The 20,420-nt window shown below is 31.6% G+C and carries 19 protein-coding genes and 1 riboswitch; of the genes, 2 read left to right on the top strand and 17 right to left on the bottom strand.

Translation table 11 applies throughout. The features are described from left to right. Positions 1 to 62 precede the first annotated feature (62 nt). The 4 genes from ACREVU_RS01215 to ACREVU_RS01200 form a co-directional block, all read right to left on the bottom strand. Entirely contained in the window at positions 63 to 1,619 is a 1,557-nt protein-coding gene (locus ACREVU_RS01215; protein ID WP_431549813.1) for an acyl CoA:acetate/3-ketoacid CoA transferase, read from the bottom strand. Positions 1,620 to 2,009: 390 nt separating this feature from the next. Beyond that, positions 2,010 to 3,641 carry a sigma-54 interaction domain-containing protein gene (locus ACREVU_RS01210; protein WP_431549840.1) on the bottom strand — a complete coding sequence of 544 codons (1,632 nt, stop codon included), beginning with the start codon at positions 3,639 to 3,641 and terminating at the stop codon, positions 2,010 to 2,012. A gap of 357 nt (positions 3,642 to 3,998) precedes the next feature. Beyond that, positions 3,999 to 4,415 (bottom strand): MaoC family dehydratase, encoded by a 417-nt coding sequence (locus ACREVU_RS01205; protein WP_431549812.1) that lies wholly within the window; start codon positions 4,413 to 4,415, stop codon positions 3,999 to 4,001. 179 nt (positions 4,416 to 4,594) lie between these two features. Further along, positions 4,595 to 5,812 (bottom strand): NAD(P)/FAD-dependent oxidoreductase, encoded by a 1,218-nt coding sequence (locus ACREVU_RS01200; RefSeq protein WP_431549811.1) that lies wholly within the window; start codon positions 5,810 to 5,812, stop codon positions 4,595 to 4,597. A gap of 255 nt (positions 5,813 to 6,067) precedes the next feature. Between ACREVU_RS01200 and ACREVU_RS01195 the strand changes: the two genes are divergently transcribed. Continuing rightward, a complete protein-coding gene (locus tag ACREVU_RS01195) occupies positions 6,068 to 7,285 on the top strand; it encodes an alanyl-tRNA editing protein (protein WP_431549810.1) in 1,218 nt (405 codons plus the stop codon). A gap of 76 nt (positions 7,286 to 7,361) precedes the next feature. Here ACREVU_RS01195 and ACREVU_RS01190 read toward each other — a convergent pair whose 3' ends face one another. From ACREVU_RS01190 to ACREVU_RS01155, 8 genes are all read right to left on the bottom strand, one after another. Continuing rightward, positions 7,362 to 8,735 (bottom strand): C40 family peptidase, encoded by a 1,374-nt coding sequence (locus tag ACREVU_RS01190; RefSeq protein WP_431549809.1) that lies wholly within the window; start codon positions 8,733 to 8,735, stop codon positions 7,362 to 7,364. Between the two features lie 77 nt (positions 8,736 to 8,812). Beyond that, positions 8,813 to 10,030: a 6-phosphofructokinase gene (locus tag ACREVU_RS01185; RefSeq protein WP_431549808.1), complete on the bottom strand. Its 1,218-nt coding sequence runs from the start codon at positions 10,028 to 10,030 to the stop codon at positions 8,813 to 8,815. 256 nt (positions 10,031 to 10,286) lie between these two features. After that, complete coding sequence (gene thiE, locus ACREVU_RS01180; RefSeq protein WP_431549807.1) at positions 10,287 to 10,913, bottom strand: thiamine phosphate synthase; 627 nt, start codon at positions 10,911 to 10,913, stop codon at positions 10,287 to 10,289. Then, positions 10,903 to 11,739, bottom strand: a complete 837-nt coding sequence (thiM, locus tag ACREVU_RS01175) for a hydroxyethylthiazole kinase (RefSeq protein WP_431549806.1) — start codon at positions 11,737 to 11,739, stop codon at positions 10,903 to 10,905. Before thiM ends, thiE begins: the two co-directional genes overlap by 11 nt. Further along, the gene (locus tag ACREVU_RS01170) at positions 11,715 to 12,248 is read right to left on the bottom strand and encodes an SLC5/6 family protein (RefSeq protein WP_431549805.1); all 534 of its coding nucleotides are present in this window, start codon (positions 12,246 to 12,248) and stop codon (positions 11,715 to 11,717) included. The genes thiM and ACREVU_RS01170 overlap by 25 nt, the downstream gene beginning before the upstream one ends. Further along, a complete protein-coding gene (locus tag ACREVU_RS01165) occupies positions 12,218 to 12,931 on the bottom strand; it encodes a cytosine permease (RefSeq protein WP_431549804.1) in 714 nt (237 codons plus the stop codon). Before ACREVU_RS01165 ends, ACREVU_RS01170 begins: the two co-directional genes overlap by 31 nt. After that, a complete protein-coding gene (gene thiD, locus ACREVU_RS01160) occupies positions 12,924 to 13,748 on the bottom strand; it encodes a bifunctional hydroxymethylpyrimidine kinase/phosphomethylpyrimidine kinase (RefSeq protein ID WP_431549803.1) in 825 nt (274 codons plus the stop codon). The genes ACREVU_RS01165 and thiD overlap by 8 nt, the downstream gene beginning before the upstream one ends. A gap of 27 nt (positions 13,749 to 13,775) precedes the next feature. Continuing rightward, a complete protein-coding gene (locus ACREVU_RS01155) occupies positions 13,776 to 14,039 on the bottom strand; it encodes an energy coupling factor transporter S component ThiW (protein WP_431549802.1) in 264 nt (87 codons plus the stop codon). A 100-nt stretch (positions 14,040 to 14,139) separates the two neighbouring features. Beyond that, positions 14,140 to 14,251, bottom strand: a riboswitch (TPP riboswitch). A 222-nt stretch (positions 14,252 to 14,473) separates the two neighbouring features. Here ACREVU_RS01155 and ACREVU_RS01150 point away from each other — a divergent pair. After that, entirely contained in the window at positions 14,474 to 14,779 is a 306-nt protein-coding gene (locus tag ACREVU_RS01150) for a hypothetical protein (RefSeq protein WP_431549801.1), read from the top strand. Positions 14,780 to 14,818: 39 nt separating this feature from the next. Here the strand turns inward: ACREVU_RS01150 and ACREVU_RS01145 are convergent, their stop codons facing one another. From ACREVU_RS01145 to ACREVU_RS01125, 5 genes are all read right to left on the bottom strand, one after another. Then, a complete protein-coding gene (locus ACREVU_RS01145; protein WP_431549800.1) occupies positions 14,819 to 15,385 on the bottom strand; it encodes a class I SAM-dependent methyltransferase in 567 nt (188 codons plus the stop codon). A gap of 50 nt (positions 15,386 to 15,435) precedes the next feature. Continuing rightward, on the bottom strand, positions 15,436 to 16,014 hold the full coding sequence (locus tag ACREVU_RS01140) for a 4Fe-4S binding protein (protein WP_431549799.1): 579 nt from the start codon (positions 16,012 to 16,014) through the stop codon (positions 15,436 to 15,438). Between the two features lie 20 nt (positions 16,015 to 16,034). Then, a complete protein-coding gene (locus ACREVU_RS01135; RefSeq protein WP_431549798.1) occupies positions 16,035 to 16,475 on the bottom strand; it encodes a rhodanese-like domain-containing protein in 441 nt (146 codons plus the stop codon). 164 nt (positions 16,476 to 16,639) lie between these two features. Beyond that, positions 16,640 to 18,130 (bottom strand): glycerol kinase GlpK, encoded by a 1,491-nt coding sequence (glpK, locus tag ACREVU_RS01130; protein ID WP_431549797.1) that lies wholly within the window; start codon positions 18,128 to 18,130, stop codon positions 16,640 to 16,642. A gap of 882 nt (positions 18,131 to 19,012) precedes the next feature. Then, the gene (locus tag ACREVU_RS01125) at positions 19,013 to 20,083 is read right to left on the bottom strand and encodes a GerMN domain-containing protein (protein WP_431549839.1); all 1,071 of its coding nucleotides are present in this window, start codon (positions 20,081 to 20,083) and stop codon (positions 19,013 to 19,015) included. Positions 20,084 to 20,420: the final 337 nt, after the last annotated feature.

Genomic DNA, 20,420 nt, shown 5'->3' with positions numbered 1-20,420 from the left:
TATTTCCTCCCCTTTATTTGATTTATTTTATATTAATTTATAAAATACAATAACTAGAAAAACTAAGATATAAATTTCAATTCCATCTTTTTCTCTCCAAAAATTCTTTCATCCATAAAAGTTAAGCTTTCTGAGATTATAGGTTTGAAACCCATATGTGCTAAAACATCTTTTTCAAGATCAATTCCTGGTGCAATTTCAATAAGCATTATGCCTTTATCACTGAGCTTAAAAACAGCTCTTTCAGTAATATATAAAACTGGTTGAGCTACATCTATAGCATATTCTCCACTAAAGGTGATTTGCTCAACAGTTTTAATAAATTTATTAGATTTACCTTCCTGTAAAATATTTAGTCTTCCATTCTTAATCTCAACTTCTAAGCCCCCTGCTGTAAACGTGCCACAGAAAACAACTTTCTTAGAATTTTGAGTTATATTTATAAAACCACCACAGCCTGCAATTTTAGGTCCAAATTTACTCACATTTATATTTCCATTTTCATCACATTGAGCAAGTCCTAAAAATGCAACATCAAGACCTCCTCCGTCATAAAAATCGAATTGATTGCTTTGATCTATTATGCTTTCAGGATTTATTGAAGCCCCAAAACTTAACCCACCCGCAGGAATTCCACCTATAGGACCTGATTCCAAAGTAAGTTTTATTTCATGTCCAAGACCTTCTTCATTTGCTACCATTGATATTCCCTCAGGCATTCCTATTCCAAGGTTAGTAATGGCATTGGCAGTAAGTTCCATAGCTGCTCTTCTAGATATTATCTTTCTTTCGTCTAGTTTTGAACTTTCCATATTATTCACTGTCATTTTTATTTCTCCATTATAAGATGGGTTATACTGTTCAATAAAAGTTTGCATATGATTTTCAGGTTTTCCTATTACAATAGCATCCACAAGTATTCCTGGTATCTTAACCTTTCTTGGATCAAGGGACCCATTTGCTACAATTTTTTCGACTTGAAGTATTACAATTCCTCCAGAGTTTTTAGCTGCCTGTGCCATAGACAGACCATCCAAGGTTACTGCTTCTTTTTCCATAGTTGCATTTCCACTCTCATCTGCATAAGTAGCTCTAATAATAGCCACATTTATAGGAAATGCCTTATAAAACAAGTATTCTTTATTGTCAATTTTAATAACTTTAACTATATCTTCCACAGTAAAATCGTTTAACTTACCTCCGTCAATTCTAGGATCTACAAAAGTTTTTAAACCAACATGAGTTATAGTTCCAGGTTTACCTGCTGCAATATCTCTATAAAGGTGAGAGATTACTCCTTGAGGAAGATTATAAGCCTCAATTTTATTTTCAATAGCTAGTTTTGCAAGTTTTGGCGCAAGTCCCCAATGACCTCCAATTATTTTTGAAACTAAACCTTCATGACCTAGATGATTTAAGCCCTTGGTTTTTCCATCTCCTTGACCAGCTGCATATACTAGAGTTAATCCTTCAGGTTTTCTTGTCTCAATAAAATTGTCCTCTAATGCTCTAGATATCTCTTCTGGATGACCATTTCCTATAAATCCTCCAAAGGCTACTGTGTCATTATCTTTTATCATCAATATAGCTTCTTTTGGTGTTTTAATCTTTGAACCCATATTCTACCCTCCTAATAAGAATTTTACTTCTGAATGAATTCCATATCTTTATAATAGTTATAAGCAAGTTATATGCCAATATTAATATAATTCATTATTTCCTATTTAGGAAAGAAAATGCCCCTTGTTCTCACTAAAGTTCCAAAATCCAAGAATTTTATATGTTCAATATATATACGCTTTTTATTATTTTTCCATAAAATGACTATATTGCAAATACCCTAGCATGTACATTTTTTTTACATATACAATTTTTATACATATGCTCAAAACTATATAGCTAAATAGACTTCATAAAAGTTTACACATGGTTTCAAACAAAAAATATACTTATAACTTTTAATTGCTATACATAGCTTTTTAAAAATTATAAGTATAATGATAAAATATTTACCTATCTAAATTGTACTTTTCTATTTTTTTATATAATCCTACCCGACTAATTCCTAATTGCTTTGCCGTCTTATTTTTATTCCCACTATTTATTTTTAATTTTTCCTCAATAACTTCTTTTTCCACTACCTCAATAATTTCTTTTAAATCACTAGTCCCTCTATCAAAATATTTTTTCTCATTTTTAGATATTCTATCAGGAAGTTGCTCTGCAGTTATAGATAATTCTGAGTCCATTAGATTTAAAGCCCTTTCAATTACGTTCTCTAGTTCTCGTATGTTTCCAGGCCAATTGTAATTATGCAAATAATTCATAGCATCCTTAGAAATTCCTTCTGCATAAATCCCTAGCTTACTGGCAACCTTTTTCATCAAAAAATTAGACAGATCAATTATATCCTCTCTTCTTTCCCTTAGGGGAGGAATTGTTATCTTCATTACATCAAGCCTATAAAATAAATCCTCTCTAAATTCTGAATGTTTTATGCACTCTTCTAAGTTTTTATTAGTAGCAGCTATTATTCTAAAATCAATATTTTTAACAACATTCCCTCCTACTCTTTCAATTTCCTTTTCTTGAATAACTCTTAAAAGCTTTACTTGCATATCCATAGGCATATAGCCTATCTCATCAAGCAATATAGTCCCATTGTTTGCTAATTCAAACTTACCTTTTTTACCACCTTTTTTAGCTCCAGTAAAGGCACCCTCTTCATATCCAAACAATTCAGATTCTAGTAATTGAGCAGGTATAGCTGCGCAATTAACTTTTATAAAGGGTGCAGCAGCTCTTTTACTAGCACTATGAATAGCATGGGCAAAGAGTTCCTTTCCTGTGCCGCTCTCCCCATATATTAAAACGTTTGAATCTGTTTTAGCTACCCTTGCAGCCATTGTTTTCACTTTATGAATTTCCTGTGAGCTACCTATAATATCTTCAAATGAATACTTTGCTCTCCTTTCTTTTCCAAGTTCATTTTTGTAGAATTCAATCTCTCTTTCAAGATTGAACAGTTTTTTGCTTATAGAATAAAAATTACTCATATCTTTAAACATAACCTTACCTACAGCGCCTACAACTTTTCCTTCTTTAATTATAGGAATCCTCATAGCTACCATTCTATTGCCACGAATTTCTTGTATTTCGCCGATCTCTGGAATACCCGTTTGTACAACTATATGCATCCTTGTATTCTCAATAACTTCAGTAACATGCTTTCCTACAACATCCTCCATATTTACAAATTCTTTATATGCTTTACTCATCATAGTTATTATTCCTTTTTCATTTACAACAACAACCCATTCGTTTACTGTGTTTAACATTGTGTCCAAAATGTCTAGATGTATTTTATCTAAATCAGCCTCTTTTGAGCGAGGAAATATAATTAGTGCTCCCTTTTCACTTACATCAATTTGTATTGGCGAAACCTTTAAGTTTATTTTTTCCCCCTGAATTCGTAAATCAATCTCTTTCGTAGCCTTAAAAGCTTTCATTATTTGTGGAAGTTCACTTTGAAGAATTATTTCTCCTATTTTTTTTGGATCATATACTTTAAATTTTTTTTCAAAGAACTCTTGGCCCAATTTATTAATAGAAAAAACATTACAATCTATGTCTAAAGCCATTATTGGTTGCTCAATAGCTTCTACAAAATTGTCTATGTTACTTTTAATAAAATTCATTATAAACCTCCTAAAATATACTTTTTTAATAAATGTGGCAATATTGTTAGTTATATTACAAATATGTAAATGTTTACAAATATATTCTATATACATATATTAATACTTTTACAAGCTTTTGTAAACTTCATATTCCCTAGTCAAATTAATTGTTATTTATAATTTAAACAAACACATAAAAGGCCTTGCAATCTTTTAGCAAAGCCTTTTATGTGTTTGTAGTATGCCTTAGCCTCCTTGAATATATTGATATTTTATACAATCACAATTTTATTTTAAGTCCAAACACTCTCTTTATATCTATTTTGGAGGCATAACAGTTGCAACACCTTTAAGAACCACAATGCCATCTTGATTAGTGCATATTGTATTTAGTTTTATAATGTTTTTTGCGTCGAACATTTCTATAACTTCAACTTCAGCCTTTATTGTATCTCCAAATCTAACTGGTGCGGTAAATTTCAGTTCTTGCCCTAGATAAATAGTTCCTGATCCCGGCAATTTCATGCCAAGGACTGCAGATATAAAGCCTGCTGTTAACATTCCATGTGCTATTCTTCCTTTAAACATTGAAGTTTCTGCTTCTCTTTGATTTATATGAGCTGGATTTAAATCACCGGTTATGCCTGCATAAAGATATACATCTGATTCACTTATAGTTTTTTCAAAAGATTCTTTGTCGCCTAAATTTATTTCTTTAATAGTTAAACCTTTCATTTACATTCCTCCTCGTTATTTTGAATATCTTTTTACTACCTTTTACAGCAATTTCTATGCCATTTAAACCAATTTAGGATTAAAGAGTGCATTTATATTTTTTTTAACTGTCCCTATTGTTTCCTCATATTTTACACAATAAAAAAAACAAGCCCCCTATAAAAATGGGCTTGTGCATTTTAATTATGAAATCTGTCTATTTTAAATAACCTCAAATTTTCATTGGTTATACCTAAATATAAATTGCTCAACATCTTCCCGCCTAGTATTGCAAATAATATACCGTTAGCTCCATAGCCTAAGCAATACCACAACTTACTATTATCTGGATCCGGTCCTAAAAATCCTAAATTATCTTTAGTTGATGCAAAGGCGCCACAATATTTATATTCTACTTCTATATCTGGAATATCCACAAACATTGATTTCAATCTTTGCTCCAAAATATTGTATTTTTCCACTGCTGCTTTTTCATTAAATATATCCCTCATAAATTCTATATCTTCCCCACCTATTATTATTCTATTATCTTCGGTAGTTCTCAAATAATTATAAGGGTCACCATTATCTCTAATAAGTGCTCTATTATGCCACCCCGAAAAATCATTAATTGGTTTTGTGGCAATATTAAAGGTAGTAGTTTTAGTTCCAAACTTTCTTTTAGTAAATAACTCCGTATTATATCCAGTAGCAACTATAATTATTTTACCACTTACGTTATAGCCATAGGAGGTTTCTACCACAACTCCCTTATCTTCATAATTAACTTTTAGGACCTCTGTGTTCTCATAAACTCTAAGTCCGTTTTCACAAGCTATTCCTAATAACTGGTGAGTGTATTTATAGGGATCAAATTGTGCTCCACCATTATTACAATAAACACCTGCTTTTATATCAAAACTAAAGGGATTGTTTTCTTCATCTATGAAAGCTACATCAAATCCATTTTCACATCTTATCCTATATTCTTCGTATATTTCTTTTATCTCTAATTTTTTAGAAGTATATAGCAATGTGTCTTTAACACTATAATCACAGCTATTTCCATACTCCTTTATGAAGCTATCTATCTCACTTAAGGCTTCAATACCCAAGCTATATGATTTTATTACATCTTTCATGGTGGTAGCGCCAATTAACTCATTAAGATTTTCATCTAGTTCATATTGAAGTAAGGATGTTGTAACAGCTGTGCTACAATATCCCATCCTATTTTTCTCTAAAATTACAGTATTTATATTATGTTTAGAAAAATAGTATCCTAAAATACTCCCCGTAACTCCCCCTCCTACTATTACCACATCTGTTTCTATATTTTTTGTTAAATAATTATACTGCTTAGGTACTTTATCTGTATTTGTAAACATTGGTTTACCTTGAACATATTGCAAACTCATTTTATCCCAACTTCCTAGTTCTTATTAATTAACTATGCAAATTTTTCTTAATGTAATTTTAAAATACTCTTCTTTTATAGACTTAACCATAGTGTTTCACAATTAATACTCCAATATACCTATAATAAATTTAAAAGAACTAATGGCCCATTAAAATATATTTTTATTCCATTATATTTTTATGATACAATATAAAATGTGCTTGTTATATATTATGAACTCATTTTGTATAGTTAGTAAAAGGAGATGCTTACTTTGGAAAAATTATATTATGAAAATCCATATAAAAAAGAGTTTACAGCCGAAATCATAGATGTAATTGAAAGTGAAAAAGAGTATCATATTGAGCTAGATAATACTTGTTTTTACCCTGAAGGCGGTGGTCAGCCCTGTGATACCGGTTTTATAAATGGATCTTCTGTAACTTATGTGTATGAAAAAGATCAAAAAATATATCATGTAGTGGCAGTAAAACCACTGAAAATTCATAGGGTTAAATGTAGCATAAACTTTGACATTAGGTATGACTATATGCAACAGCATCTAGGGCAACATATACTTTCTGCTTGTATTACTGATTTAACTAATGCAAATACTATTGGTTTTCACCTTGGCATGCATTCTACAACTATTGATCTCCCTAAAATCATTAGCAGTGATGAAATTAAATTTGCTGAAGAAAAGGCTAACAAAATAGTTTTAGACAATATTAAAGTAGAAACACTGTACCCAAGTAGTTCTGAGCTAAAAAAGTTAACTCAAAGAAAGATTCCAGTAAAAGCTGGTGAAAAAATTAGAATAGTTAAGATAGGTGATATTGATATAAACCCTTGCTGTGGATTACATCCAAGCTCCACTATTGAGGTACAATTAATTAAGGTAATAAAATTTGAAAAATATAAAACTGGCATAAGAATCGAATTTTTATGCGGTTCAAGGGCTGTTTCTGATTATATTTCAAAACATGAATCCATAGATAAAATGTCTAAACTTTTATCCTGCAATAATGATACCCTTTTGTCCGAAGTAGATCGCCTTTCTGGTGAACTTAATAAAGCTCTAACCGAAAAGAGGACATTAAAGGCAGCTGTTGCGCAGTATGAAGTTGAAAATATGCTATCAACAGCTACAAAAATAGAAGATATTAGAGTGTTAAAATACATATATGATAATGGTGATTTAAAATACACTAATATGTTAGCAACAAAATTAGTATCCTCACCAAATGTTATAGTTTTATTTGGAGTTAAATCTGATGATAAGGCAAATCTTCTATTCATGTGCTCAAAGGGTTTAAATATGCTTAGCATGAATTCTCTCCTTAAAGATGCTATAAGCCTTATAGATGGAAAAGGTGGTGGAAGTGCCCTGTCTGCGCAAGGTGGCGGAAAAAATAATAATAATTTGGATTCCTCAATAGATTATGCTTACAACAAGGTTAAAGACCATATAATTGCTATTTCCAAAGTTTAAAAAAATCATTAAAAAATAACAAGTCAAAATGCTAATGTATTTTGACTTGTTATTTATTTTAATCTACATAAACTTCTTATTCCAACAAAACAAAGTCCCTTGCCCCATATAACCCTTCAATATATGTTTTACCATCCTCTGACAACTCAATATTTAAAGGAGAAACCATTACTTCCCGGACTTTATAATATTTTGCTACTCCCTCTTGCTGTGGTTTATAAAAACCAGAAAAATCATGTATAACATAATGTTTCCCTTCTTCTTTGCCTAAATAAATCATTGCATGTCCACTCATATAAACTGGTGTTCCAGGTTTCAATTTATCCAGTAACTTCTCTCTATTTTCTATAGCCATAAGTTCTGGCATTTCATAGAAATCACCAACTGCAAGTTCTCCTTGCTGCTCTGCATTTCTAGGAATATTAATACCCATAGTTCTAAAGACGTCCATTATAAGACTTGCGCAATCCCTAGCATTGAACATTCCACCCCATCCATATCTTTCGCCTAAGAATTTAAAAGCATTAACTAGAATATTTTCTCTAGTATAAGGTAAATATCCTATTGAAACCTCCTCATTTCTTGCAATTAAAGCTAGTTTAAATTCGACCTCACCACTATCATTTCTTGTTGGAAGTTTAACCACATAATTACCCATTGGATTTTGGCCATAGATATCTTCTTTTATCTCATTAACACTTGCAAGTGGTATCCTAATACCCATATCTAACTTTATTTCTGATAATTGTTCTTTTAATGGATTATAATTTGTGAACACCCTTTTTCCTATAGTCATTATGAAATCTTGTGTTTTAAGATAATCAAAAAGTCTTTGTTTATTACAGATTGCCACATCTTTTTCAGGTATCCATGCTAAATAATTATACATCTGTGCCAAATACCATTTATTGTCCACGCTCTTATGCAGAATTACAAGTGGTTCAACAGGATAAACAGCCGTCTCTTGAAATCTATCAAATTCATAATTATCTCCAATTGTAAATACTGTGTCATAGGTTGGAAATGTCCTCATGACAGTCTTTCTAAAAGTTATTCCATATTCAATATGATTTTTGTCCATTAATCCATGGATATTACAATTTTGTATTAACTTATTATAATATTCTACACTTACTACTTTCCCATCTTCATGGTACCTTTCACATTTAGTCAAACAACTAATAGTGTTTAGTTTATCAATTAATTCTTCTTTACTAAGGGATTCGCTGTAATTTTCTAAATCAACAATAGGTGTTACATCTTTTGAACTTTTCTTATTATATTCTTCAATGTGCTGAGCATTCATAATAACTTCAGTCATGCCACTTAATCTTATCCAGTTCTTTGAGAAAAGCATTTCTTCCTTTAATCCTGGAATATTTGAAAGAAAAAACTTATTTGACTTTTGATTCCATAATTGTTTTGAGGATATATCCCCTTCAATACTCATTATAAATATCCTCCCCCTGGTTAAACTATCTCACAATTAGTATTGGTACTATTATTAAACTTTTTTATTTTCTAGCCCTATTTATTTAGAATTTTCTCTACTTTAGATGCTCTAAGTCTATGTGCATAATGCATGTCGGAACCGAGTAGTGGCCTAGCATAATTCAAGAATGCTTCAGTTACATTATTACATGCACTATTAATAAAATTATCAGGCATTACCTTTGTCTTTCCTGCTACCAGGTCTAACTCCGTAAGTCTATAATCTACTGAATAATGACCTGTTCTATGAATAGTAATTGAGCCATCCACATTATCCCAAAGTGCAAATTGTGCAGCTTTTTCCCCTACTTCGCGAGCTTCATTTCTATCTACATCTGAGACACACCCCATAAAACATCTTTGAGCATATCCAAAAGTATCCGTTCTGACTCTCTTAATATTTAGATTGTGTTTAATGTAGTTACCTAAAAGGTCACCTAATGCTCCTGATCCTGATAATTGAATATTTCCATGTTCATCTTTTTCTACTTTTTCCATAAGACTTGAAATAATTGGTTGACCTTTTTCATCTACAATACCTTCTGAAACAGCTATCACACATCTTCCATATTTATCATAGACATTTTTTACATCAACTAAAAATTGTTCTATTTTAAAAACCCTTTCAGGAACATATATTAAATGCGGACCATCATCTTCGTATTTTTTAGCAAGTGCTGCTGCTCCTGCTAAGAACCCTGCATTACGTCCCATTACTACTCCTATATATACCCCCGGTAATGCTCTATTATCAAGATTAATTCCAATAAATGCATTTGTTATATATTTAGCTGCAGATCCATATCCAGGAGTATGGTCATTAATCATAAGATCATTGTCTATAGTTTTAGGTATATGAATTGCACGAAGCTCGTAATTTGCAATTTTAGCTTGCTGATGTACTATTCTAACTGCATCTGATGAATCATTTCCTCCAATATAAAAGAAATATCTTATTTCATGAGCTTTTAACACTTTAAATATTTCCTTACAATATGCTTCATCTGGCTTGTCCCTTGTAGATAGAAGTGCCGAGGATGGAGTCATAGCAACCTGTTCTAAATTATGGGTTGTCTCACGGCTTAAATCATGAAAATTTTCATTAACTATTCCATGTACTCCATTTATAGCACCATAGACTTTTGTCACCTGTGCAAATTTTCTTGCCTCTAGTACCGCACCCACTAGTGATTGATTAATAACAGCAGTTGGTCCTCCCCCTTGTGCAATTAAAACTTTACCTTCAATTATCATATTTTCACACCCCTTTGTAATGATTTTTTTGAATTAAATTTACTATCCTATTGTTGTATCTACTCTCTACTTTATTACTTCATAAAACTTTATAAAAAAAGCCCAATTTGATTATTAATCATACTGGGCTAACTCGCATTAGTGTTATTAAACGGCTTATTAATAAATCGCCAATTATAAAATTTAATTCTAAATAGATTATAATTTGTTTTACCATAAATTACAAGGAATTTTAAAAATTTTCTAAATATTCATTCTATAATTTGATTAAAACAGCTAGTTTTTCTGCTGCTGTTTTTACTGATTTTTTACCTAAAATAGCTGAAATTACTGCTATACCATCAATCTTGGTTGTTCTTAATAGCGCTACATTCTTTTCACTAATTCCACCAATAGCAACTACCGGGATAGAAATTCCTTCTTTTATATCTTTCAAACAGTTTATTGTCACTGCAATAGCATCATCTTTAGTTGTTGTAGGGAACATAGCTCCCACCCCTACATAATCTGCTCCTTGCTTTTCTGCCTTTTGCGCTTGTTTTAATGTTCCAGTAGAAACACCTATTATTTTATTATTTCCTAATATACGCCTTGCAATATCTGCTGGCATGTCACTTTGACCCAAGTGGACCCCTGCTGCATCTACAGCTCGTGCAATATCAATTCTATCGTTAATTATCAATGGAATTTTATATTTATCTGTAATTAACTTTAATTTTACTGCCATATTATAAAATTCTAGAGTGCCCATGCTTTTTTCTCTAATCTGCACTAAGGTAACTCCGCCTCTTATTGCCTCCTCAACATCAGTATATATATCTGAATCCACTAGCACATCCCTATCTGTAACAAGGTAAAGGCTATAATCAATATTACTCTTCATTTATTTTGCTCCTTTTCATTATTTCATTTTCAGATAAATTATAAATAGCATCTAAAATTTTCACTTTTAAAGTTCCTGTTCCATCATGCTTTTTATCAAGGCCTTCATAGGCTATTTCTCCTGCAATCCCCATAGAAACAACTCCTGACAACGCTGCTAGAAGATTGTTATCTCCTACACCTAAATAACAGCCAATAAGTGATGTACACATGCATCCTGTACCTGTAACCTTGGCCATTATTTTATGACCATTTGATGTAGTGTAAAGATTTTCTCCATCTGTTATTATGTCTACCACACCAGTTATAGCTACAACTGTATTAAATTTGATAGCCAGTGCCCTTGCCATTTCCTTTTCCTGTGTAAATTCATTACCTTCTACAGAAACACTATCGCAAGAGTCTACACCTTTTGTTTTAGCTTCTATACCATATAGTGTTTTTATTTCTGATAAATTTCCTCTGATAACGGAGAGTTTTACTTCATCTATAATTCTTTTAGCAGTATCAGTTCTGTAAATTGTTGCACCTGCACCAACAGGATCTAGAATAATAGGAATATTTAATTTGTTAGCTGTTTTTCCTGCCTCAAGCATTGATTGTATACTTGTAGAATTTAAGGTCCCTATATTTATCACAAGTGCTGATGAAAGTGATACCATGTCACAAACTTCATTAATATCCTCCGCCATAACTGGAGACCCACCAATAGCTAGCGTAATATTAGCACAATCATTAACCGTAACATAATTTGTTATATGATGAACCAAGGGGCTTTTTTCTTTTACATTGTTTAATAATTCTATGATTTTCTTATTAATTTCCATTTAGATGTCACCCTCCAACCTATTGTATATATAAATCCTGTAATAATCATAACTGGTACTGTAGCACCAAGTATCAAATCAAGTTTTATAAATCTATAGTAAATTACTATTCCCATAATCCATACGAGGATTGCACCAAAGTTTATAAGCACACTAGATTGAACTTTTGTATTCTTCTTTATTATAAAATAATCAGTAATCAAAATCGCAAATAATGGAGCAAATACTGACCCTATTGCATATAAAAAGCCTTCATAATTTCCCATTGGAAATATTATAGCAGCAATTGTTCCAATAATAGTCATAACAATACCAACTTTTCTTTCACTTAGTTTTGGCATAATGTTTAAGAATGAAACTCCTGCTGAATACACATCTAAAAATGTTGTGGTTACTGTTGATAACACTACTATTCCCAGAGCTGCCATTCCTAAATTTACAGCAAGCATCATTGCCGAAGGGTCTGAATTATTTGAAACTATTGCCGCACCAAGACCAATAATAAACATCCATAACTTCCTAAAAAGTAACCTATAAAACTTCCATAAGCGCCTCCCTTTTCACTTTTCGCAAATCTTGTATAATCTGCAATTAGTGGTAGCCAGGAAAGAGGCATAATTATGCTGAGCTCTAATGCTCCACCAAAGGATATTTCGTCACTACTTGCTTTTAGTAATAATGTTTTATCTTTGAAAATAATTGTTCCAAGTACCAATGTAAGTATAAACAGTAGTGATACAGCTGTAATATTTAATTTTTTCATACCTGCTTTGCCAAAATAAAGCCACAACATTGTAAGTACACCAATAATCAATGTAAAAACTAAAACATTATCGAAATTCCATAGACTTTGTGAAATCAAGTTTACAGAACTTGCTGCTACCTTTATCATAATTGCCGTCCAGCCAAGCAATTGAAGTATATTTAAAATTGAAAATAAATATGTACTATATACCCCAAAAGAAATATTAGTTGAAGTCATTGCTGGCACTTTTTCCCTAGTACCTATGATACCTCCCAGTATCAATATTCCAGTTCCAATTAAATGTCCAATCAAAATTACTATTATCCCTATTTTAAAGCCTAAGGGTGCAATGAGTCCCCCTGTCAATATTTCAGCAGCAGAAATCGCAGCGCCAAACCATAAAAATAAGAAGGTCCAAAAACCTAATTTTTCATTTTCATTAATCATTTACTATCCCTGCTTTCTTATATAATTCATAAAAATGATTTGTAGGACCTACCCCGTGCCCAATATCTAAAGAATGCTTTATTGCAATGGTTATGTACTCTTTGGAATTTTTTATTGCGTCCTTCATACTAAACCCTCGTGCCAAATTTGCGGCTATGGCCGAAGATAATGTACATCCCGTTCCATGAGTATTTTTAGTATTTATTCTTTCGGATTTAAAATGTATAATTTCCACTCCGTCATAAAACACATCTATGGCATCCCCCTTCATATGTCCACCCTTTAAGAGCACACTTTTGCAGCCTAGCTTGTACATTTCTTTTACTGCAATTTCCATATCTTCTACAGTCTCAATGCTAATATTGTCTAAACCGACTTCACGTAGAATTTCCTCCGCCTCTGGAACATTAGGTGTAATAAGTGATGCTAATGGAATTAATTTTTTAATCAGTGCAGTTTTTGACTCTGGCTTTAAAAGTGAATAACCACTTTTTGATATCATTACAGGGTCCAGTACTATGTTTTTCGGCTTGTATTGTTGTAGTTTCTCACTTATGGCATCAATAGTTGAAATCACAGACACCATACCAATTTTAACCGCATCTACAACTATATCTGTAAATATAGCATCAATTTGCGCCTTTATAATTTCGGCCTCCAAATCTTGCACTGCAAAAACTCCCATGGTATTCTGCGCAGTTACCGCTGTAATAACACTCATCCCATAAACCCCATTGGCACTAAAACTTTTCAAATCTGCTTGTATGCCCGCCCCTCCACAACTGTCAGAACCTGCTATAGTCAAAACTTTTTTCATATGTAAAACCTCCTACTTTTTATCTATTTAAGCTTCTTTACTTAAATTAGTAAGTTTTTTTAAATCTAAAACTCTAAGAATAAAAAATGCTATCAAACTTCCTCCAAGGGTACTTATTAAAAATGGAGCTACAAAAAATAATGCGCCAACTTTCTTACCCATTATAAGGTTAGCTATTGGAAATGCTAATAATCCCCCCAAAATTCCCGTGCCAAATATTTCTCCAGATACTGCGATCAAATTATTTTTGGTTTTCTTATATAAAATTCCAGCTATAAGTGCTCCAATCATGCTTATCTGTAGTATCGTTTTTTTAGATGCTAAACAAAAAAACACAAATCTCTAGGATTTGTGTTTAAATTTCTATGCTATATAAAATATATACATATATTATACACCATTAAACAACTTCCTACGCTGGCATTATCCAGTTCAGGTTATTAGGGTCAAAGAATTATAGTTCTTGATCTCAGTTGGCTTATCCAACTCCCCTGTGCTCGGTTATTCACTTTTATTTCATCTACTAATAATAACACAATAAATTATTATACACAAATTATTATTTTTGCTTTTTTAAGCTTAGGGAATAATCTTGACTAATTTTAAAAAAAATTTAAATTACAAATATCCTAGTTTTCCCATCTATATCTTTAATAAAAATGGTTAAACTATAAAATGCATCGGATACGTCCAGTGTAATTTACAAATTCGAAGGGAGAACATTTATGAATAATAATAACTTGGAAGAAACAAAAAAATTAAATAATCAATCAGCTGCTAATAAAGGTAATGGCTATGCTTCAAACTCTGGTATGAACAGTATGGCTAATATGAGCAGTAGCACTGATCCTGCTATTTTAGAGGAAACAAAAAAATTAAATAAGCAATCAGCTGCTAATAAAGGTAATGCTGGTGCTTCAAACTCTGGAATGAGTAGTATGGCTAACATGACTAGTAGCACTGATCCTGCTACTTTGGAACAAGTAAAAAAATCAAATAATGAATCAGCTGCTAATAAAGGTACTAAGTAAAAAAATTAAGGCAGGATAATCCTGCCTTAATTTTTTTACTTACTTTTGCTTTTCTAATTTTAAGCCATATTGAGTAGGTGATACATCTATAGTTTCTATTGTTTTAAATCCTGCACTGCTGCATAATTGTATCATTTCATCAACGGATATTCTATCCTGGATAGGAGGCCCAACCTCCATTACTTTTTTAGCCCAGTCTATTATTAAAAAGTAACCATCATCCTTTAATACTCTTTTAACTTCATCAAAGTATCTTACTACATCAGAAACTTCGTGAATAACATTGCAAATAAGTACATATTTAACCGAATCACTTTGTACTGGAAAAGAATATTCTTCACTGGTTTTAAATTCTATATTGCTTATACCCACTGCTTTTTCCTTAGCAAACTCTAAAATTTCAGGAGCTATATCTATTCCTATAACACTGTTGTTTTTAAGAAGCTTTGAAGCTGGTACGGAAAAATATCCTATACCGCACCCTACATCTAACAATGTACCATTATCCTCGACTTTAAACTTTAAAAGTGTTTCTTCTGGCGGCATGGTCCTTCTTCTTTCTGGATTATCTAATTTTTCTATATTTTTAATATTAAACTTATGCATTTTATACCTCCTTTGTCTAATAGATTTTTTCTTACCCTTCATAAATAAAATTATTGTTTAGTGCTTATTTTTTTAATAACTATATCTGATATTGTATTTACAGGACATATTGTACACCAGATTCTAGGACTATACAATAAACCAAGAATAAGTCCTATCACTGTGGTTGTAAGAATCATTGAATAAATTCTAAATGACAAGTGTACTGCCCAATTTGGTATAGAACTTATATTTAGTATCTGAGGAATATTCCATGGGAGCTGAAATGCCATCATAAATCTCACTTTTTCCATTGCATCTAGTCTACCCCTGAATACCATAACTGTTGACATAAATAGTATAAATAAGTTGATACCAAAATAATATAAGAAAAACTCTTTTGCACTACTTTTTCTCAGCCATTTTGGCGCAGACTTACCGGTCAAAGACTTATCCTTAAATAAAACTGTAAAAAGACTTGCTCTTGGGCAATAATTCTGGCACCAAGTCTTCTTACCATCCCTTGCCAATAATATAAAGGGAATAATCATGCACGCAAACCCAAGCCATGCAAAAATAATATTGAAAAATCCAAGAGTGAAAAGAAGTATAGTTAATATATACAAGTTGTTCCGCCATGATTTTTTCATATTAGCATCCCCTCCATAGGTTATTTTACAACCTCATAAGGCCAATTATTTATTCCACCTAAATTATATACATTTTTATATCCTTGTTCTATTAATATATTTGCTGCAGCAGTGCTCCTATTCCCACTCCTACAATAAACAAATATAATTGCTTCCTTATCCTCAAGTTTTTTTACAGACTCCTCCTCTATAGTATCTACAGGCATTAATGTAGCATCTTTTATGTGACCAGTTTCATACTCTTCTTTAGTTCTCACATCTAAAAGTATAATGTTTTTTTCACTATCAAGTCTTTTTTTTGCTTCTTCCGGAGTTATATTACTGAAACTAGCCTTCTGTTGAACAGTTGAAACCTCTTTATTAGTTTCAACACTTTTATTGCTACAGCCAGAAAATGTTCCTACCAAAAGAATGGCAGCTATTAAATAAATTCTATTTTTAATTTTTAATTTTTTTATCATTACTATTCCCCCTTATTCCATCAAAATTTACTACTTATTACTTTAGAGTATACCATATGGGGGTATATTAGTGAAGCTTTATTTTCAGAATGTTTTCACCATTTATTAGTTGAAAAAGAAAAGCTAGCAGTTTTAATTTCTGCTAGCTTTTCTTACATTTATCCCTATTCAAGTTTTATACCTGATCTCTTAACAGCTATATGCCATCCATGAAGTAATTCTTTTCTATGTTCCTCTGTCATACTAGGTGTAAAACTCCTTGATATTGCCCAGTGCTCTGCTACCTCTTCTTTACTCTTCCAATATCCTACTGCGAGTCCTGCAAGATAAGCTGCGCCAAGTGCTGTAGTTTCAGTAACTACTGGTCTATCTACCCGAACATTTAAAATATCAGATTGAAACTGCATTAAGAAATTATTCATGCAAGCTCCTCCATCTACTTTAAGCTCTGTAAGCCTAATCCCAGAATCCTCTTGCATTGCTTTTAACACATCATGAGTTTGGTAAGCAAGTGCTTCTAAAGTCGCTCTTATCAAATGTTCTTTCTTTGCACCTCTAGTAAGACCTACTATTGTTCCTCTTGCATAAGGATCCCAATAGGGAGCTCCAAGTCCAACAAAAGCCGGAACTACATATACTCCATTTGTATCTTCTACTGCATTTGCATATTCTTCAGAATCAGCGGCATTATCAATCATTCTAAGCTCGTCTCTTAGCCATTGTATAGCAGCTCCTGCTATAAATACACTACCTTCAAGTGCATACTCTACTTTGCCATCTATTCCCCAAGCAATAGTAGTAAGTAATCCTTGTGTAGATTCTATTGGCTTGTCCCCTGTATTCATAAGCATGAAACATCCTGTACCATATGTATTCTTAGCCGTTCCTGGTGCATAACAAGTTTGTCCAAACAATGCTGCTTGTTGGTCTCCAGCCGCTCCAGCAATAGCAATTTCTCCTCCAAATAGAGATGCATCTGTGTATCCATAAACATAACTTGAAGGTTTAACTTCTGGAAGCATTGATTTTGGTATGTTCAATGTTTCTAAAATTTCTTCATCCCATTTTAATTCATGAATATTGAATAGCATTGTTCTTGAAGCATTAGAATAGTCTGTTACATATGTTTTTCCTTTTGTTAAATTCCAAATTAACCAAGTATCTATATTCCCAAACAATAAATTGCCTGCTTCTGCCTCTTCTCTAGCACCTTCTACATTATCTAATATCCATTTTATCTTTGTTCCAGAAAAATAAGCATCTAAAATTAGCCCCGTTTTTGCTCTAATTACTTTATCAAAGCCCATTTCTGTCAATTCATCACAAGTTTCAGCAGTTCTTCTACATTGCCAAACAATTGCATTATATACTGGAACTCCCGTTCTTTTATCCCAAACCACAGTTGTTTCTCTTTGATTTGTAATTCCTATTGCCGCTATATCAGATGCCGTAGCATTAACTTTAGCCATTGCTTCTGTTGCAACACTAATTTGACTTGACCATATCTCCATTGGATCATGTTCTACCCATGCTGCTTTCGGAAAAATCTGAGTAAATTCCTTTTGTGCTGAGGTTACAATAAGCCCCTTTTTATCGAATAGAATACATCTTGAACTTGTTGTTCCTTGATCTAATGCCATTATATATTTAGCCATTATGAAAACTCCTTTTTAATTAGTCCTGTTGAACCGTTTACAATTTAATACATAAAAAAAAGCCCATCAAAATAAAGCATAACACTTTATAATAATGCGGCTCATATTCTTTGCCATTTATTATTTATTACTTAATTAAGTATAACTTACTATTAGACTTATTGCAATGTAAATGGTTTCCTTCTAATGTTGGTATAATCAGTACAATATTTTCTATACGTATTTATCCAAAAAATTATAGAAGCCAATTTATATATACAAATATAAATTGGCTTCTAAGCAAACCCTAATTCATTTTTAAATATATTTCCTAATTTTGTGATGACAAACCTTTCCCTTCTATTGCAGTTGTTCCAATTACATTAACAGTAACATTGATCTTAATTTACTTTTCATTGACCATAATTAAAACAATTAAGCTATTTTACTTTTTATTAATTATAAACCTTGAAAATTTTAAAACTTTGAATCTTTGATTCTTTGAATATTAAACCTTAAACCTTAAACCTTAAACCTTAACCTTAAACCTTAACATTAACATTAAACATTAAACATTAAACATTAAACATTAAATCTTAAATCTTAAATCTTAAATCTTAAATCTTAAATCTTAAATCTTAACCTTAATTTTTAACCTTAACACTTTTCAAATCCTTAAATTTTTCAAATCAAAAACTAACTTTTCAAATAAAAACTAATTTGTAACTTAGAATAATGAATTAGGATTTGCAGGAAGAATTAAATTCTTCTTGTGTTTATTATAGTACATTAAATTAAGCTTGTAAAGATATTTTTTGAATATTCTCATAATTTCTTTAAATATTTATTTCGGCTATTCTTTCATGTGAAAACAAGCTCATTTACATACTATCATAATCTGTTTTATTTTAATTCCACACTATTTTTATAATCTACCGTAAAGGACTCACCTTTTTTCATCATAATATGTCCTGAAGAGTAAGGAATGCCTTCAATAGTAATGCATACTTTATCTACACCATAATATCCACCAAGAGTATTGGTAATACACTTCAAAATCATGCCTTCATATCCAGAACCTGCATTCATTTCACTAACCAATTCCTCTGTGAAATCCACATAGACCATATTATCCTTATTTAAATAAAGACTTTTTATTTTAACATTAGGGCCGAGTATTTTTCCGAACTCCCCTTTAGGCAAATCTTTAAAAGCCTTCTCAAAAATTATTTTTGTTATATCATTAGTTTTAAAAGAAAGCTCCTTATTTACGAAATATAGTTTTTCATCAATTGCATTAGGATAATAAAATCTTACCTTTTGAGTTAATGGGCTCTCTTTTTCTACTTTGCTTAAAACAGAAGTAATCTCATCGGCATCTTTTATAACAAATGCTGTCTTAACTAACCCAACATTTGGTGCATAATAATCTATATTCTTGCCTTCTTTATTCTCTGTAGTAACCTCAAGTGTTTTATATTTACCCAAAGGTGTTGTAACTTCTACATCCAAATTTGATATATATCGTTTTCTATTGTCAGAAAGCATCCAAGTGGTTCCTTTTATTAATGGCTCTTTCAATAAAATCTCTGCATTACTACTAGAATTTTGGGTTAAATTTTCTCTATAATAACATTCAGATCTAGAGAGAAGCATTGTCAACTTTCCATCTTTATTCTCTAACACCTTAACAGTTTCTGTACCACCATTATTAGATCTTAGTTGAGCATGACTTCCAGTTAAATAGTCTACAAAAACATTATAAGAAGCATATTCATTTCCCTTACCCTCATACACATATTTACAATTTTCACTAAAATAAAAATAATCCTTAATGGTAGGTGTCACCTTAGTTACAATTGGAACTGTTTTAGATTCACTAGGAACAGGAACAGGCACAGCCTTCTTGTCTGAACAACTGCTTAGTAATACAAGTGAAAAAATCAAGCTAGTAATTAGCACAAGCTTCTTCATTTTCTTACCTGGTTTCCTAAATCTAAACAAATCTGAACAAGTCAGAATATTTTAGATTTAGACACCTTCTCCTCTCATTAAAGTAAATTTAATTTTTGAAGATAGATGCGAGCTTTTTACAGGTTTTTGCTCAGCTCCTAAATTTCCGAAGAAACTTCAGCTAATCCCAGCGTGCCTTTAATTTTGATAAAATTAAAGTTCAGTAGAAAAGGGGCAGTTAACCCAGCGTAGTAACTTACACAAGCCTTTCTCTACGTGTACTTGTGCAAGGTTCTAGTTTAAACATAAACTTATATTAAGCTAGAATCATATCTTTTATATTCTTACGATTCTCTAT

It is taken from the genome of Clostridium sp. (assembly GCF_050717535.1).
Taxonomy (GTDB): domain Bacteria; phylum Bacillota; class Clostridia; order Clostridiales; family Clostridiaceae; genus Clostridium_AD.
This window is presented reverse-complemented; position numbering and strand designations above follow the sequence as displayed.

Bases quoted from the DNA above. Each gene is read 5' to 3' on its own strand.
- ACREVU_RS01190 (WP_431549809.1), bottom strand. From the start codon at position 8,735: ATGAGTATTGAAGGGGATATATCCTCAAAACAATTATGGAATCAAAAG.
- ACREVU_RS01185 (WP_431549808.1), bottom strand. From the start codon at position 10,030: ATGATAATTGAAGGTAAAGTTTTAATTGCACAAGGGGGAGGACCAACT.
- ACREVU_RS01155 (WP_431549802.1), bottom strand. From the start codon at position 14,039: ATGATTGGAGCACTTATAGCTGGAATTTTATATAAGAAAACCAAAAAT.
- ACREVU_RS01165 (WP_431549804.1), bottom strand. From the start codon at position 12,931: ATGATTAATGAAAATGAAAAATTAGGTTTTTGGACCTTCTTATTTTTA.
- ACREVU_RS01135 (WP_431549798.1), bottom strand. From the start codon at position 16,475: ATGATAAAAAAATTAAAAATTAAAAATAGAATTTATTTAATAGCTGCC.
- ACREVU_RS01205 (WP_431549812.1), bottom strand. From the start codon at position 4,415: ATGAAAGGTTTAACTATTAAAGAAATAAATTTAGGCGACAAAGAATCT.
- ACREVU_RS01145 (WP_431549800.1), bottom strand. From the start codon at position 15,385: ATGCATAAGTTTAATATTAAAAATATAGAAAAATTAGATAATCCAGAA.
- ACREVU_RS01210 (WP_431549840.1), bottom strand. From the start codon at position 3,641: ATGGCTTTAGACATAGATTGTAATGTTTTTTCTATTAATAAATTGGGC.
- ACREVU_RS01170 (WP_431549805.1), bottom strand. From the start codon at position 12,248: ATGTTTATTATTGGTCTTGGTGCGGCAATAGTTTCAAATAATTCAGAC.
- ACREVU_RS01150 (WP_431549801.1), top strand. From the start codon at position 14,474: ATGAATAATAATAACTTGGAAGAAACAAAAAAATTAAATAATCAATCA.
- ACREVU_RS01215 (WP_431549813.1), bottom strand. From the start codon at position 1,619: ATGGGTTCAAAGATTAAAACACCAAAAGAAGCTATATTGATGATAAAA.
- thiD (WP_431549803.1), bottom strand. From the start codon at position 13,748: ATGAAAAAAGTTTTGACTATAGCAGGTTCTGACAGTTGTGGAGGGGCG.
- thiM (WP_431549806.1), bottom strand. From the start codon at position 11,739: ATGGAAATTAATAAGAAAATCATAGAATTATTAAACAATGTAAAAGAA.
- ACREVU_RS01140 (WP_431549799.1), bottom strand. From the start codon at position 16,014: ATGAAAAAATCATGGCGGAACAACTTGTATATATTAACTATACTTCTT.
- glpK (WP_431549797.1), bottom strand. From the start codon at position 18,130: ATGGCTAAATATATAATGGCATTAGATCAAGGAACAACAAGTTCAAGA.
- ACREVU_RS01125 (WP_431549839.1), bottom strand. From the start codon at position 20,083: ATGAAGAAGCTTGTGCTAATTACTAGCTTGATTTTTTCACTTGTATTA.
- thiE (WP_431549807.1), bottom strand. From the start codon at position 10,913: ATGAAGAGTAATATTGATTATAGCCTTTACCTTGTTACAGATAGGGAT.
- ACREVU_RS01200 (WP_431549811.1), bottom strand. From the start codon at position 5,812: ATGAGTTTGCAATATGTTCAAGGTAAACCAATGTTTACAAATACAGAT.